A 14,494-nucleotide genomic window follows, 5' to 3' on the forward strand; every position below is an offset into this window, starting at 1 on the left:
GGTTTGGCGACCCGACCTCAGAGAATGCGAAGGCTATCCGCTTTATTGCAGGTATCATCGCACCCGCAAAGCCGCTGTTATGGCGGCTGTGCGCGGGAGACCTTCGGGTCTGCCGGTTTTCTCTGTGCCGGTTCGCCAACCTGCGCACAGCTGCCACCCAATCGTTTGGCGACGACTGAGTGACGGCCTTGAGCCAATCAAACAGAGATCTTCACAATGAATCGATACATGCCCCTCACCGGAATCGATCTGGTTCCGGCCTCCCTGCTCATCGACACCCAAGCCCCACTCGACGTCCTGCAAGCCATGGCCGATTACCGTATTCGGACAGTCACGCAGGTGCTGGAAAACATCGCCTACCGTTCCGAGCTCGGTTGCGACACGGTGGTGCTGGAAGACTTTTCCAAGCTGCTGGTCATTCCATTGCGCGATGGTTGTGACTTGATGGATGTGATTGGTCGGCGGTTGCGGGCGCAGGTGGCGGAGTAAAAAAAACGGGTGCTCTCGCGCCCGTTTTATTGCTACTCCAGAAAGGGGTTACCCGTCAGCTTGATTCGAGGCCGCGAAAAACCAATCAGGCGAAGATACTCAATATGCCCATAACAAAGAGAAGAGCCGCCGGGTAGCGGCTCAACCTGGGAAACCTTCGATGATTTAAACGACTGGACAAGGGAACCGGACGGCCACGAAATGATGGCTACGGTCACCGCTTTCTGGCACCTGCGTTCAGGCACTTGGTGCTGTCAATCAAAGGTATATTTGCCTTCGAGCATGAATGCCGGCTCTCTCCAGTTGGGCCCCCTCACAATTCCGCCCCCACTATATTTGATAAACCCGGCATCACACATTTTATGGACAAGGTTCAATAGCCCTATGTTGTTCTCCACATGCGCCCAGTTAGCCCGATTATAAAGACCATCAAGCTGAGGAAAGGAAATACCTAATTGATTTTTGGTTACAAACAGAATTACTTCTTCAGGTTTTTCGTTAAGCACGATGGTTGCAATGACGCTCATTATTTTACCCCTCCAAGTTCCTTGTACTCTCGCTCCCTTTGCTTTTCATCCGCGTCTATAGCATCAGGTGTATAGAGCAGCTCAAAAGCATCCTTGACTTTGTAGTCCTCCAACGTCGTGGCGTGAGTGTTGCTCCAAATAACACCGTCGTCATTCGGGCACGTTGGGACAAACCCATCCCAAAACAAAATACTATCGAAGCCTGAAGGAAAAATTGGGGCTTCCGTAGCTTGAACCTGCCGAGATTCAGACGTTATTAAAGGTGAAAAATGAGTAAGTGATTCTTGCATATAGCGCTCCATGCAGCATTATGAATTCCATATAACGGACAGCGCAAAAGCCATACAAAAACAACTTATAAATTTCAACACTTAAATATTAACCACATACGTCATGCGCGAAAAATCATATTAACCCAAACAATCTCCGCAGCTTCCGACAAAATCCTCCATATATATGCAAGCTACCAAAATAAAGAAACCGATTTATTTTTACGATGTTTTTCAAACAATGGCGAATGTTGTGTTCGGACGGTTACACAGGTGTTGGAGAGCATCGCCTACCGATCCGAGATCGGTTTCGACACGATGCGTTGTAGGTTTTTTTTCAAACTACTGGTCATTCCATTGCGCGATGGTTGTGACTTGATGGATGTGATTGGTCGGCGGTTGCGGGCGCAGAAGGCGCCCGTTTTTGTCCGACGAGAAAAGTGGCTTGATAGACGACGCTAACCTTTGCCTCCGCTAACACTGCCACTTCCACTGCTACTCCCACTGCCACTGCCACTGCCACTGCCACTGCTAGTTCCCTGGTCATTGTTGACCTTGACCTGTGGCCCGACGCCATCTCCCGTACGGAAGGTCGGTAACGCCACCGAGTCCACGAATTTCACGCCGTCCCAGCTGGGCAATGGCGTGGGCATCAACTGGATCTGGCCCGGGTGCTCAGAGTCCCAGCGCAGCAGCATCGAGGTGTCCTCATGCTGTGTGTTGTGGCAGTGCTCCATGTAGGTACCGGCAAACTCACGGATGCGTATGGCCATTTCGACATTGTCGCCGCTGTCCGGATCGGGGCCTATCCGATAGATATCCTTGCGCGCCCCTTTTTCCCATTCCGGTGGAGTCTTGCCACCTCGAGTGAGAATGACCGCTTCCTCGAAGTGCACATGCACCGGGTGATCCCAGCCATTGCCGCCGTTCTGGACCTTCCAGACTTCCAGCGTGCCTTCCCCCTTGAACCCTGCCGGTGTCGGCCCGGTAGCCAGTTGTGGCGCGGCCGAGATCCGCCGCGGGTCCATGTTGAAGCCTGGGCCGCCATCGGTCTTGATCGTCCAGGGCGCAAAGTCGGTGCCGTCGGAGCGGCCGAAGATAAAGGTGCGGTGCCGCGCCTGGGCGAGCCGGGCGATATCGGCAGGGTCGTCGCGGTGCAAGGGCAAAGGGATCATGAACCTGCCCTCGGGCTTGCCAGGCTTGGCGGGCTCGAAGTCGACCGGATTCATGCTGACATCCTGGCCGGTGTAGGGCTTGACGTTCACTTGCATGAACACGCCCACGCCCGGGTCACCGTTGATCCACTGTGGCCCGTGGCTGGTTTGCCTGACGACGGGCAGGTACCTCTCGGAGAGTACATCCGCCAATGGAATGTCACGATTGGGACGCTTGCCGTTTTCATGCTCCTCGATGTTGACGAAGAAAATCCTGTCGCCCGGCTTGATGCCGTTTTTCGCGAAGTCGACGACGAGGTCATAGCGTTCGGCAACGCCCAGCATCGGCAAAATGGCATTGTTGTCCTGCCTGTCGCCGTCACCATCGAGGTCCAGGCTGCCATCGAACGGCACCGCGTGTTCCATGATATTGCCGTCGTTGGCAATCATGTGGAACGGCACCCGGTTATAGGAAACCCCGGAGTTTTTCGGGCCGGGAAACTCGCCACCATTACCATTGACCTGACGCACCAGCGCCAGCTTGAAGTAGCGGGAAACCGAGCCATTGAGAATGCGCAGACGGTAGCGCCGGGCACGCACGTCCAGGAAGGGCTTGTACTCCCAGTTGGTCAGCACCTGGTCACCGAGAAAACCGTCGGTGTTGAAGGGGTTGAACCACAACTGGCCGGCCTGGTCCCAGGCCTTGTCGGCGATCGTCAGGTTGATGTCATAGTCGCGGTTACCCCAGCCCAGCGCCGAACCGCTGGGCAAGCGCAGGTTGACCCCGTCGTCGACCGTCTCGTTGCCACGGTCCACGGCGCTGTAGTAGTTCATCATCGTCGCGTTGCCCTTGTAGACATTCTGCGCGGTGAAATCGAGCATGTGGTCGTGGAACCAGTGGGTGCTCATGGTTTCGCGCCAGTCGCCACGGATCTTGATGGTGCCGTGGTCGCAGGTCTTGAAGCCGGGGGTGGCGTCGTTGACGAAAAGCTTTTCACCGGGATCGCACGGGAAGGCCGCACGCGGATCCTGAGCGCTGGTGTTGATGCTGTCGTAACCGGCCAACTGGATCGGCCAGCGATAGTCGTAGTACTGCCCCGGGAAGAAGAACGCGTTGGTAAAACCGTCGCTTTCCGCAGGTGAGTGGCCGTTATGTTCATGGGTGGTGATGGTGTGCAAGCCAAAGCCCCGGTTGGCCGACGGGTCAATGGGCAAGGCATCGTAATGACGCATCAGCATCGCCTGGCCATAGCGCACTAGAAGCAGTTTGGGCGGGAAGGTGCCGTCGAACGTCCACAACGCATTGTGGTCCTGCACAGGCATGTTGGGGTGAAACTGCACTTGAATGCCCTTGGTCGTGCCCTCGTTGGCCGGGTTGCCGTTGGTGTTGTGATAGAGCCCGCCCGGTGCGAATTCCCCCACGGCGTAGTTATGCCGTTGCATACGGTCACGCAAGCCGCTGTTGACGTGCGCACCGGCTTGCACCGTCTTGAAGGCGTCGCGCGGGAAAAACTCATTGAAACACTGGTGCGACCAGCCTTTTCCCGGCGGCCGGCCTTCTGCGGGCGAATCGACCCGGCGATTGAGGAAATCCTCGATCTGCGCCTTCCAGGGGTTGCGGTCCAGCACATTGGAGAACTCTGTCGGGAAAGGCGTCAATGCCGGCTGCCGGAGAAAGACATCCAGCGCAGCCGGCGACGGGCCGCTACGCGCCACCTTCAAGGGATCTTGCGCCGGTGCGGGGCCCACCGTCGGGACCGGAAACGGAACGGGTGACGGTGGGTCGGCCGCGTTCAGTTTGTTCGAGCCGAACTCCTCGAAAAGCTCGAGCTTCTGCGTGAACGGCTGAGCCCCGAACACAGGGCTGGCATTTCCGTTGGTGGGGATGTTGAAGCTGGTTTGCAGATTGGGTGGCAGCACATTGTCGGCCAAGGGGGTCGTGCGGTTACCGACCACGCCATTGGGCAGGTCGAAGGCGCCTACGTTTGCGCGAGGCAGCTTGAGCAAGTCCCTCAAGGCAGCATTGGGGTCGGCGGGCTGATTGGTGAACGCCGACGGGTCAGTGGGAGGCGGTGCATCGGTGTTGTCGAGGGGGGCTGCCTGGGTCTGGGAAAAGCCCAGCCCCAGCATGATCGCGGCAGCAGAGATACTCAGCGCCAGTCTGGTTTTGGACAATGCACCAGGATTCAACCTTGCGGTATCCAGTTTCATCGCAAACACCTCTGACGGGTTCTACGGAGCGCGTGGCAAGACAGGAGCAACGAGCCAATGCGCCTGGCCCGGCTGGCGAAACGCTTGATTCCGAGCCGGGATGGTAACGACGCAACTTCCCTGCCAAAAATGACAGGTGGTGACCAATGGCTCTAGGCCATACCCCCGTTGTCTTCTGGCGTGTGGCAGGCGTATGAGAAGCCAGGATGAAAGCCCCGATGACGGGGAATTTCCCCCGATACAGGGTGTGATGGTGTGGTGGCCCCTACCCCGCCAATTCAGCATTCCTTGCCTCTGAATCTGACATTGTTCGCCCCTGCCCCGCCAACCCATCCAGGAATGATGGCAAACAGCTACACTCGTCAGGATTTCTCACCTACACCTCGACCATGACGGCAACCGATTTGCCTCAATGGTTAAAGCGATAAAAGGCTTGTCTTCCGGTATCAGTCCAACCCCAGCTTCTTCCCGGTTCGATTACATGGAGTCAGCGCACATGCCCTTCCCCCCTCGCTTCCTCGACCACTACCGCAAAGCCGACCGCATCATGCTGGGCCTGATCTGGCTGATGTTCGCTTTCGCGGTGGGCCTGGCGTTCTGGCACGACACCTTCAAGCAGGCGCTGCTGGTGGGTGGCGGTACCAGCCTGTTGTTGACGCTGTTGTATCGCGCCATCGGCGGCTCGCGGTTGATGCGCTGTTTGCTCGGTGTTGGCTTGATGGTGATGGCGGCGTTGCACATCAATCAGGCCGAGGGGGTCATTGAGTCGCACTTCGGGATCTTTGCGTTGTTGGCGGTGCTCACGTTTTATCGGGACTGGCTGCCGATTCTGGTGGCGGCGGTGACGATTGCGCTGCATCACGTGGTGTTCCATGTGCTGCAGCACCAGGGTTTTCCGGTGTTTGTGATGGCGCATCACGGTGGCTGGACGATGGTGTTCGTTCACGCCTTTTATGTGGTGATGGAGACGGTCGCGCTGCTCTATCTGGCGGTGCACAGCCAGGCGGACGCGGTAGAGAGCCAGGACATGCTGGACAAGATGCTCGCCGCGACTTCGCAGTTCACCGTGGGTGCCGGTCAGGGTGACCACGCGCGGGTGCATGTGTCGCTGGCGCAGCGTTTCGATCAGTTCCTGATGCAGATCACCGCGTTGGTGGACGGGGTGGTGCGTGATTCCAACGGTTTGGGTCAGTTGGGCCAGGAGTTGGCCAAGGCCAGCAACACGCTGGAGAAAGGCGCCAGGCATCAGCTGACGGAAATCGCGCAGATGACCGGGTCGATGCAGCGCATGGGTGATGCGATGGAGCACATCGTGGTGCATGTCGAGCATGCCGTTGCCCATGCCGGCCAGGCCAGTGTGCAGATCACCCGCGGGCAGGAAAGCGTGAACCGCGCGCGGCAGGAAATCACCCATCTGGCCTCGCGCCTGGAAGGCACCAACCAGACCGTGCAGGTGCTGGCCGGGCAGGCGCAGCAGATCGGTACGGTGCTGGAGGTGATCAGCAGCATTGCCGAGCAGACCAATTTGCTGGCCCTCAACGCGGCGATTGAAGCGGCGCGTGCCGGCGAGCAAGGCCGCGGCTTTGCGGTGGTGGCCGATGAAGTGCGCAGCCTGGCGCAGCGCACGGCGGTGTCAACCAAGGAAATCCGGACCATCATCGAGGCCTTACAGCAAGGCAGCCGCAAAGCCGTGGAGGCCATGCAGGACAGCCGCGAAGGTGTGGAGCGCTGTGTCGAGGACAGTCAATTAGCGGCGGCGATGCTGCAGGCGGTTGGCAGCGACATCTCGCAGATCGATGAACTCAACGGGCGAATTTTCACGACGACCCGCGAACAATCCACGGCGAGTGTCGAGATTGTCGGGCGCTTGCAGTCGGTGCAGGGCATCGCGCAGAACACGGCGGATGATGTGCAGACGCTGGCGTCGAGCAGTCGGCGCTTGCCGCCTATTGCGACTCGGCTGGATGCGTTGGGGCGCACGTTTCATCAGTGATGGAGCCGTGGGTGCCCAATTTGTACTCGATAGCGATCGGCACTTCCGAATTCTGGAGTTTTTCAAATAAATTTGTGAAATAAAATGTGAAGACAGATCAATTAATAACCCTCACATTTCCACAAAAAACCCAACAAAATAAGGCTTGTTAAACGATTACCTATGTGAAATAAAATGTGAAGATAACTCTGACGAAACGAACTGCCATGTCCTTAATCACATCAAAATCCTGGCTGGACCCGGTTCTTCCAGAATTACTGCCTCCATCGATCATTGATCTTGCCGATGCATTGCCCAGAAAGACCCAGTTTCTAGCCGGGCGACTACCGCCTGAAACCGCCGCACGACTCGGCCGTCTCCTGCAAATCACCAATACGTACTACTCGAACCTGATCGAGGGGCAATACACCGAGCCTGCGGATATGCAGATAGCACAAACGGCGCCGGTCAAAGATCGCAAGCGGCTCAAAAGCCTGGCGGTTGAACAAATGGCGGTGCAAGCCTTGTTTGAGCGGACGTTGCGCCAGCGAGGCCCCTTTACCTGGGGCGACATGTTCGCACCCGAGTTCGTGAGCGCTGCGCATAACCGGCTTTTTCGCGGCGCCAGTGACGCAGAACGTACATTGTCAGATGGCTCAATCATGCAGCCCGGCATACTTCGGTCGGTCACGGGTCAAAACGTGATCGTCGGCAATCATGATGCGCCGGACGCTACAGTTGTCGAGGCGATGCTGCGACACCTTCAGTCAGGGTTTGGCCGGCAGATGGACCCTCGCCGCCAGCTGATTTCTTCGCTTGCCTACCACCATCGGCTCGCCTGGGTTCACCCCTTTACCGACGGGAATGGTCGGGTTGCGCGCCTGATCACTCATTTGCAGTTGGTACATCTGGGGCTGGAGCCAACCCTCTGGTCACTGTCACGCGGCCTTGCTCGACGGCATCAGGATTACTACAGCGCCCTGACCATGGCCGACCGCGCACGAGAAGGTGATTTGGACGGACGGGGTCAATTGTCCCAGCGACGTTATTTCGAATTCATTGAGTTCATGCTGCAGGTTTGTCACGACCAGGTCGACTACATGATTGCCGCAGTGGACCCAGCCCGACTGCGTGAGCGTGTCATACGCGCGTTTCGCTACAACGAGAGACTTCTACAGCAAGGTATCCGTCCGGAAAGTGCACCCGCGATCATCGCGCTAATCACTCAGGGCAGCTTGCCGCGCAATGAAATCAAGACGTTCACCGGCCTGACGCCGCGCCCGGCGATTGACGAGTTATCCAGGCTTGTAAAAGTCGGCCTGGTGGAAAGCCGAACGCCAAAATCCAGAATCGTGACCCCCGGCCTGCCCGCCTGGTTTGCCCAGGATGTCTTTCCAGACTTGCATCGACGTTTTCAGTAGCGCCTCAGCAAGATAGCGGCCCTGATGCAGAGGCACGCCAAGGCCACCTGTCGCACGAAATTGCTCTACAGACTCATTAAGTCTAAATTTGAATCTATAGATGCATCATAAGGACAAAAACATGGCCGTCCCCGCCCAAGCCCAATCCTTCAGCAAGAACCAATGCGTCACCGGCCTGCGCGCTGCGGTGAGCATTCTGGAAAAGTGGCAGGCCACCAGTGACCAGGCCTGTCGCATCCTGCGCATTTCCCGCAGCACCTACACCCGCGCCCGTCAGCGTGACCCGGACTGGGCGGTGGCACTGGATGCGGACCAGATGCAGCGCATCAGCTTTGTGCTGAACATTCACGCCACCCTGCGCCTGGTGTTCGACAACCCGGACAACGTGTACGGCTTTGCCTCGATGGCCAACGACAACGAATTTTTCAATGGCCGCAGCCCGCTGGAGATCATGGCCCAGGGCGACATGATTGCGCTGTATGAAACCTTCCGCCGCATCGACATGTTGCGGGGTGCGCAATGGTGATGGCGAGTGAGCTGGCGGTGTTTGCCGGTCAGTCGTTGCAGGCCTATCGCCTGGTCAATTCGAAGTTTCCGCCGATTGCGTTGTTTGATGACGTGGCGGACGCGGATGAGTTTGAGGTGCTGTTCGAGATTCAGGCGCTGACCAATCCGCGGTTGAAGAATGAAGTGGGTCAGTTGGAGTTGATCGCACGCAGCGAGATCCCGTTCGGGATTGCCGGCTGCTCTTACGCCATCGCGCCGTTTACCCATGTCAATCCGGCGGGGTCGCGCTTCAGTGACGGCAGTTTCGGGGTGTTGTACCTGGCGGATTCGATGGAAGCGGCGTTGGCCGAAGTGCGGCATCACCAGGCTCTGTATTGGTCGAAGGTGCCGAGCCTGAACTATGAGCGGTTTGTGTTTCGCGGGCTGGCCTGTGCCTTTGGCGATGGCGGGATGAAGGACGCCACCGCCCTGCCGCTGACCGATCCGGTGTATGCGTCGGACGATTACAGCCATTCCCGCGTGCTGGGGCGGGCGGTGCGGGACGCCGGTTGTCCCGGTTTGCGTTATCACTCGGTGCGCATGCCGGGCAGTCATTGCTGGGCGTTGATGACGCCGAGGCCGGTCTCGTCGATTGTGCAGACGGCGCATTACGAGATGGTGTGGAATGGGCAGATCACCAGCGTGAGCCAGATCAGCGAAGCCTGATTGCCTTGCGATGACCCTGTGGCGAGGGGGCTTGCCCCCGTTGGACCGCGCAGCGGGCCTGAGATCAACGACGGTGTTTTTCCTGACAGAACGCATTTTCCTCTCTTGCGACCGCTTCGCGGCCGAACGGGGGCAAGCCCCCTCGCCACAAAAAGCGGTACCTGCATGTGCGGTGCTCGATCCATTGACTGCATCGATAGTCACCATCAGTTCAATGAAGTTCTCTTAAAAAATCCCCGGCGTAACATCTGCTCCATACCCACCCATAAGCACCCCGGAGCACACCATCATGAAACGCCAGACCCTCCTCAGCATCGCTTTCTCGGTTTTCGCAGTTAACGCTTTTGCCGCAACTTATGCTCAACCTGTGGTCGCTGAAGGCGGCTCGGATCGTCTGATTGAAAGCCGTGTGGCCGAGGGTGGTTCCGATCGCCTGATCGAGAATCGTGTGGCCGAAGGCGGTTCGGATCGCCTGCTGGAAAAACGTGTTGCCGAAGGCGGCTCCGACAAGCTGCTGCAAAACCGCGTCGCCGAAGGCGGCTCGGATCGTCTGATCGAAAACCGCGTCGCCGAAGGTGGCTCCGACCGCCTGATCGAAAACCGCGCTGTCTGAATGCAGGGCTATACCGCAGGACTCAACGAAAAGCCCGGCCTCAAGCGCCGGGCTTTTTCGTGTACATAAAATAAATCAGTCCCAACTATTTCAGCGCCCCCCCGTGTAGCGCCTGCTCTTCTTTCATTCAGGATTGAAGGGTGTATCCCCGCGACAAACGGCCCCCTTTTCAAGAATAACCTGTCATTTATTACAGTTGTTACGCCACCACTTCTGCCCCTTAATGAACCTGTCGACTACAGGGGGGGTTGGATTTGCTCCACTCCTTGCGATGAATTGAACCAATCGAATCTTCTCTTTGGAGTTTCCACCGTGAACGAATTTCAAAACAATGCGATTCGCAAGACCAAACTCGAAAACGACAGGTCCCGCACGGGCAGCGTCGAACTCCTGCCTGCGCCCATGGTGATGGAGCGGGATGAACGTACCACCATTCTTTATGAAGGCGAGATCGAAGAGTCGGGGGCGATTACTCGACTGGCGGTCTATCCGGGCATGGCGCGCGGCGATCGCATAAAGCTGACTTGGGAGAACACTTCAACCGAAATAGTGAAAAAATACTCAACCGAGGTGAAAGTCAGCGATCCTGAATCCTTTATCGACATCAGAGTGCCGAAGAGCTTTGTGTGCTACTTCATCGAAAATATTGGAACGTTTCAGGTCACGTACAAGGTCTTCCCTGCCGCTGGTGGCCCCTCGCAGCCTTCCGAATCAACCACCGTCACTTCCGTCAAGTTAGCGGGCTCCGTGATCCCTGCCCCAAAGGCCCCCGAAGCCAAAGATGGAAATCTGAACTCGCAGCATGATTACCCTGATGGATTGACCATTCGACTCAGTCCCAATTGGACAATTAACTGCACCTGGACGAGCTACGGTCGGGATGGCCGAATCCTTTATATTGAGAGATGGAAGCCGGAAAGTGACGAGAAAACGGTCGTAGTACCTGAGGTACTAAAATTCAAAGAGGCAGGCGGAGAAGTTCGTTTCAGCTCTTTTAGTGACAACCCGGAAGACTATATTTTCGACTCCTTGCCTCTGGTTCTGAAGGTGTTGTAACGCTCGACTGCAACTTCTGCTCAACCTGTATTCGCCGAAGGTGGCTCCGACCGTCTGATCGAAAGCCGCGCTGTCTGAATGCAGTGCTTTACCGCAGGACTCAACGAAAAGCCCGGCCTCAACCGCCGGGCTTTTTCGTGTGGGTGATCAATTCGTCCGTTGTTCATGCACTTTCGCATAGCGCGCCAGGTCAATCTTGATGCCGACCAGGATGGGCGCGGCCGGCGGTCACCGGGTCCATGCCCTTCCCCGCCAGCATCGCGGTTGTAGTCGTCAGCCGCTCGATGAGCGCGTGGCCACCCGGAATGACGTAGTTGCCCAGGACCACGCCGTTGGTGACGGCGTGATGCTCGATCTGGGTCTGCCGCCCGGCTGTCGAGCCTTCATGAGGGGGGTGATCGGCTCACTGCTTGATCGGGGTGACGAGCACCTTTTCCTCGGTGTCGAGGACGAACACCGCCAACAGGCGTGCCGGTTGGGTGTCACTGGCGTTGGCGCTGACCAGGTGCACGGAGCCCGGCTCCTCTACGAAGTTTTCGCCGACCTTGTAGATCTTTTCCGGCTGGCCTTTGACCTGGATGCGAAACGAGCCTTCCAGCACCGTTGCATAGATGAAGGCCGTTTTTGGATGGGTGTGGGCCGGTGACGCGGCACCCGGCCCATACTCGACGACCACGCCTCTCATACTCTTGCCGGGGATGTTGGGAATGGGACGGTCGAACACCACCGTCACCTTGCCGGGGGGCGGCTCGGCGGCCGAGGCGGCGCTGATCGAGAGCGCGGCGAAGACAGCGGCCATTAGCAATCGGGTAACCATGGGATTTCTCCTGGATGGGTAGGTATATGTGAGGGTGCGATGCGTTACTGCGCTGTCGACCGGGCCAGCCAGTCGTCGAAGCGGATCGCCCCCAGGCGTGCGTTCTTGCCGGTGACCAGCGATTGATCGTTGAGCACGGCGCCGAAGTAACGGGCATGTACGTCCGGCACGACCTTGCGGTTGTCCTGGGTGGCTCGCAGATAGCGCCTGGCCAGTTCGTCGATCGGCATGGTTTCCGGACCGCCGACTTCAACGGTGCCATTGAGTGGTGCTGCCAGCACGACATCGGCCAGCGCCGCTACCACGTCGTCGGACGCTATCGGCTGGATCAGCGCCGGGGACGCATGAATCTCATCGCCAACGGCGAACGACTGGACAATGCCGCCGGCAAATTCGGAGAACTGCGTGGCACGCACAATGGTGTAGGGAATGCTGGACGCCTTGATAAGGGCCTCCTGCGCGACCTTGGCCCGGAAATAACCGGTATCGGGAAGCCGTTCGCTGCCGACAATCGACAGGGCCACGTGATGACGAACCCCGGCAGCCGCTTCGGCGGCCAGCAGGTTACGGCTGGAGGTCTGGAAGAAATCGAGAACGGCCTGGTCTTCCCACGACGGCGCGTTCGCCACGTCGACCACCACATCAGCACCATCCATCGCTTCGGCCAGGCCTTCGCGGGTGATGCTGTTCACGCCCGTGCTGGGGCTGGCGGCGAGCGCATCATGGCCGCGCTCGCGAAGGGTGTTCACAAGTTTCGATCCGATGAGGCCGGAGCCTCCGATGACGACGATCTTCATGACTGTTCTCCACTTGTCGACGGCAACCATTGCGTCGGTATGGAGAGATTGCCTTCACGGATCAGGCAAGTCCTTGCGTTTGCCTTGGAGAGCGCTTGGATTTTTGTCCAAGGCAACTGACGGTCGTACAGCCTCCCTTGCCGCTGACGGTGCAGCGGCTGACGAGCTGCCGTATCATCCTTTGCAGTCACAACCAGCCGCCCGGGGATGCCCGTCTTGCCATTCAGCTTTGAAGATTACGTACTCGATCAGGAACGCCGGGAGCTGACCCTGCGCGGGCAAGTCGTGGCCGTCGGACCGCAGGTCTTCGACCTGTTGCTGCTGTTCGTCAACAATCCCGACCGCGTCGTCAGCAAGGACGAACTGCTCAAGACTGTGTGGGGCGACCGGATCGTTTCGGAATCGACGATCACCAGCCACATCAATGCCGTGCGCAAGGCCATCGGCGATACCGGTGAGGAGCAGCGACTGGTACGCACCGTCGCCCGCAAAGGCTACCGCTTCGTTGGCCGGATCAACGGCGACTCGACCGGGCAAGCGCGACAGCCCGAAGACGATGAACGCCCGAGCGCCGCCCCCAAGCCAAACCCCTCCCCTGCGCTGGTCCTGCCGGAAAAACCCTCGATCACCGTCCTGCCCTTCCAGAACCTGAGCGGCGACCCGGAACAGGAATACTTCGCCGACGGCGTCGTGGAGGACATCATCGCCGCCCTTTCGCGCCTTCGCTGGCTGTTCGTCATCGCGCGCAATTCGAGCTTCACCTACAAGGGCCAGACGGTGGACGCCCAAGGCGTTGGCCAGGCGCTGGGCGTGCGCTACGTGCTCGAAGGCAGCGTGCGCAAGAGCGGCAACAAGCTGCGCATTACCGGGCAACTGATCGACGCGACAAGCGGTACGCACCTCTGGGCCGAGCGCTTCGAAGGCCTGCTGGACGATATCTTCGAGCTGCAGGACCAAATCACCGAAAGCGTCGTCGGCGCGATCGCGCCGCAACTGGAGCGGGCAGAAATCGAACGCGCCAAGCGCAAGCCGACGGATAGCCTGGACGCCTACGACTACTACCTGCGGGCCATGGCAAAACTGCACAGCGGCGGCCGGGAAGCCATCGAGCAGGCGCTGCCGATGTTCTACCAGGCCATCGAGCTCGATGGGGAATTTGCCTCGGCCTATGGCATGGCCGCCTGGTGCCACTTCTGGCGCAAGCTCAATGGCTGGATGGTCGATCGGCCTGCGGAAATCGCCGAGGGCATACGGTTGGCGCGGCTGGCGGTGGCCCTGGGCCGCGATGATGCCGTCGCATTGACCCGGGGCGGACATGCGCTGGCCCATCTCGCCGGCGAAGTCGACGGCGGCATTGCACTGCTCGACCGGGCACGCCTGCTCAATCCCAACCTCGCCCCCGCCTGGTTTCTGGGCGGTATCCTGCGGGCGCTGCGCGGCGAAACGGACGCAGCCATCGAGCATCTGAACCATGCGGTTCGCTTGAGCCCGCTGGACCCGGAAATGTTCAGGATGCAGGTCGGCATGGCGCTCGCGCATTTCTTCGCCGGGCACTTCGATGCCGCTGCGGCCTGGGCGGACAAGGCACTGGGCAACCTGCCCAGTCTGCTGGTCGCCGCGGCACTGGTGGCGGCCAGTCATGCGCTCGACGGTCGAATGGACAAAGCGAATCTGGCGATGCAACGCCTGCAAGCGCTGGATCCCTCTTTGCGCCTGTGCGCCCTCAAGGACTGGCTGCCCATTCAACGGCCTGAGGATTTCGCCCGTTTCGTCGATGGACTACGACTGGCGGGATTGCCGGAGTAAACGCGCCCACCCCTGACCTGTAGGAGCGAGCCTGCTCGCGATGGACGTCAACGATGACGCGGGTTACCTGATTAAACGCTGTGTCCTCAAGTCCATCGCGAGCAAGCTCGCTCCTACAATAGTTGCACATTGCTACGGTAGTCTAAGCTT

13 protein-coding genes and 1 pseudogene are annotated in these 14,494 nt (G+C 58.7%); 9 read left to right on the forward strand and 5 right to left on the reverse strand.

What is annotated here, in order from left to right; genetic code table 11:
• Positions 1 to 216: 216 nt before the first annotated feature.
• The gene (locus KW841_RS27075) at positions 217 to 489 is read left to right on the forward strand and encodes a hypothetical protein (protein ID WP_007976567.1); all 273 of its coding nucleotides are present in this window, start codon (positions 217 to 219) and stop codon (positions 487 to 489) included.
• Between the two features lie 254 nt (positions 490 to 743).
• Here the strand turns inward: KW841_RS27075 and KW841_RS27080 are convergent, their stop codons facing one another.
• Positions 744 to 1,016, reverse strand: a complete 273-nt coding sequence (locus KW841_RS27080; protein ID WP_218480408.1) for a hypothetical protein — start codon at positions 1,014 to 1,016, stop codon at positions 744 to 746.
• Complete coding sequence (locus KW841_RS27085; RefSeq protein ID WP_218480458.1) at positions 1,016 to 1,306, reverse strand: hypothetical protein; 291 nt, start codon at positions 1,304 to 1,306, stop codon at positions 1,016 to 1,018. Before KW841_RS27085 ends, KW841_RS27080 begins: the two co-directional genes overlap by 1 nt.
• 234 nt (positions 1,307 to 1,540) lie before the next feature.
• On the opposite strand from KW841_RS27085, the pseudogene KW841_RS29840 reads away from it, so the two are divergent.
• Positions 1,541 to 1,747, forward strand: a pseudogene (locus KW841_RS29840) (hypothetical protein); the annotation flags it as partial.
• Here KW841_RS29840 and KW841_RS27090 read toward each other — a convergent pair.
• Positions 1,744 to 4,650: a multicopper oxidase domain-containing protein gene (locus KW841_RS27090; RefSeq protein WP_218480409.1), complete on the reverse strand. Its 2,907-nt coding sequence runs from the start codon at positions 4,648 to 4,650 to the stop codon at positions 1,744 to 1,746. The pseudogene KW841_RS29840 and the gene KW841_RS27090 sit on opposite strands and share 4 nt — an antisense overlap.
• 496 nt (positions 4,651 to 5,146) lie before the next feature.
• On the opposite strand from KW841_RS27090, the gene KW841_RS27095 reads away from it, so the two are divergent.
• From KW841_RS27095 to KW841_RS27120, 6 genes are all read left to right on the forward strand, one after another.
• Positions 5,147 to 6,643: a methyl-accepting chemotaxis protein gene (locus tag KW841_RS27095; RefSeq protein WP_218480410.1), complete on the forward strand. Its 1,497-nt coding sequence runs from the start codon at positions 5,147 to 5,149 to the stop codon at positions 6,641 to 6,643.
• 206 nt (positions 6,644 to 6,849) lie between these two features.
• Complete coding sequence (locus KW841_RS27100; RefSeq protein ID WP_218480411.1) at positions 6,850 to 8,043, forward strand: Fic family protein; 1,194 nt, start codon at positions 6,850 to 6,852, stop codon at positions 8,041 to 8,043.
• Positions 8,044 to 8,164: 121 nt separating this feature from the next.
• A complete protein-coding gene (locus KW841_RS27105; RefSeq protein ID WP_218480412.1) occupies positions 8,165 to 8,569 on the forward strand; it encodes an antitoxin Xre-like helix-turn-helix domain-containing protein in 405 nt (134 codons plus the stop codon).
• On the forward strand, positions 8,563 to 9,255 hold the full coding sequence (locus KW841_RS27110; RefSeq protein ID WP_217835656.1) for an RES family NAD+ phosphorylase: 693 nt from the start codon (positions 8,563 to 8,565) through the stop codon (positions 9,253 to 9,255). Before KW841_RS27105 ends, KW841_RS27110 begins: the two co-directional genes overlap by 7 nt.
• Before the next feature lie 289 nt (positions 9,256 to 9,544).
• Positions 9,545 to 9,868: a hypothetical protein gene (locus KW841_RS27115; RefSeq protein WP_218480413.1), complete on the forward strand. Its 324-nt coding sequence runs from the start codon at positions 9,545 to 9,547 to the stop codon at positions 9,866 to 9,868.
• 312 nt (positions 9,869 to 10,180) lie between these two features.
• The gene (locus KW841_RS27120; RefSeq protein ID WP_218480414.1) at positions 10,181 to 10,924 is read left to right on the forward strand and encodes a hypothetical protein; all 744 of its coding nucleotides are present in this window, start codon (positions 10,181 to 10,183) and stop codon (positions 10,922 to 10,924) included.
• A gap of 403 nt (positions 10,925 to 11,327) precedes the next feature.
• Here the strand turns inward: KW841_RS27120 and KW841_RS27125 are convergent, their stop codons facing one another.
• Complete coding sequence (locus KW841_RS27125) at positions 11,328 to 11,741, reverse strand: cupin domain-containing protein (RefSeq protein ID WP_007979246.1); 414 nt, start codon at positions 11,739 to 11,741, stop codon at positions 11,328 to 11,330.
• A 44-nt stretch (positions 11,742 to 11,785) separates the two neighbouring features.
• Positions 11,786 to 12,538, reverse strand: coding sequence for an SDR family oxidoreductase (locus KW841_RS27130; protein ID WP_218480415.1), 753 nt, complete (start codon positions 12,536 to 12,538; stop codon positions 11,786 to 11,788).
• Positions 12,539 to 12,754: 216 nt separating this feature from the next.
• Here KW841_RS27130 and KW841_RS27135 point away from each other — a divergent pair, with 216 nt between their 5' ends.
• The gene (locus tag KW841_RS27135) at positions 12,755 to 14,344 is read left to right on the forward strand and encodes a winged helix-turn-helix domain-containing tetratricopeptide repeat protein (protein ID WP_218480416.1); all 1,590 of its coding nucleotides are present in this window, start codon (positions 12,755 to 12,757) and stop codon (positions 14,342 to 14,344) included.
• Positions 14,345 to 14,494: the final 150 nt, after the last annotated feature.

The organism is Pseudomonas sp. PDM28 (assembly GCF_019219115.1).
Taxonomy (GTDB): Bacteria; Pseudomonadota; Gammaproteobacteria; order Pseudomonadales; family Pseudomonadaceae; genus Aquipseudomonas; species Aquipseudomonas laurylsulfatiphila.

What these genes read in the sequence shown, in the direction of transcription:
- KW841_RS27075 (WP_007976567.1), top strand. Translation starts at nt 217, where the DNA reads ATGAATCGATACATGCCCCTCACCGGAATCGATCTGGTTCCGGCCTCC.
- KW841_RS27080 (WP_218480408.1), bottom strand. Translation starts at nt 1,016, where the DNA reads ATGAGCGTCATTGCAACCATCGTGCTTAACGAAAAACCTGAAGAAGTA.
- KW841_RS27085 (WP_218480458.1), bottom strand. Translation starts at nt 1,306, where the DNA reads ATGCAAGAATCACTTACTCATTTTTCACCTTTAATAACGTCTGAATCT.
- KW841_RS27090 (WP_218480409.1), bottom strand. Translation starts at nt 4,650, where the DNA reads ATGAAACTGGATACCGCAAGGTTGAATCCTGGTGCATTGTCCAAAACC.
- KW841_RS27095 (WP_218480410.1), top strand. Translation starts at nt 5,147, where the DNA reads ATGCCCTTCCCCCCTCGCTTCCTCGACCACTACCGCAAAGCCGACCGC.
- KW841_RS27100 (WP_218480411.1), top strand. Translation starts at nt 6,850, where the DNA reads ATGTCCTTAATCACATCAAAATCCTGGCTGGACCCGGTTCTTCCAGAA.
- KW841_RS27105 (WP_218480412.1), top strand. Translation starts at nt 8,165, where the DNA reads ATGGCCGTCCCCGCCCAAGCCCAATCCTTCAGCAAGAACCAATGCGTC.
- KW841_RS27110 (WP_217835656.1), top strand. Translation starts at nt 8,563, where the DNA reads ATGGTGATGGCGAGTGAGCTGGCGGTGTTTGCCGGTCAGTCGTTGCAG.
- KW841_RS27115 (WP_218480413.1), top strand. Translation starts at nt 9,545, where the DNA reads ATGAAACGCCAGACCCTCCTCAGCATCGCTTTCTCGGTTTTCGCAGTT.
- KW841_RS27125 (WP_007979246.1), bottom strand. Translation starts at nt 11,741, where the DNA reads ATGGTTACCCGATTGCTAATGGCCGCTGTCTTCGCCGCGCTCTCGATC.
- KW841_RS27130 (WP_218480415.1), bottom strand. Translation starts at nt 12,538, where the DNA reads ATGAAGATCGTCGTCATCGGAGGCTCCGGCCTCATCGGATCGAAACTT.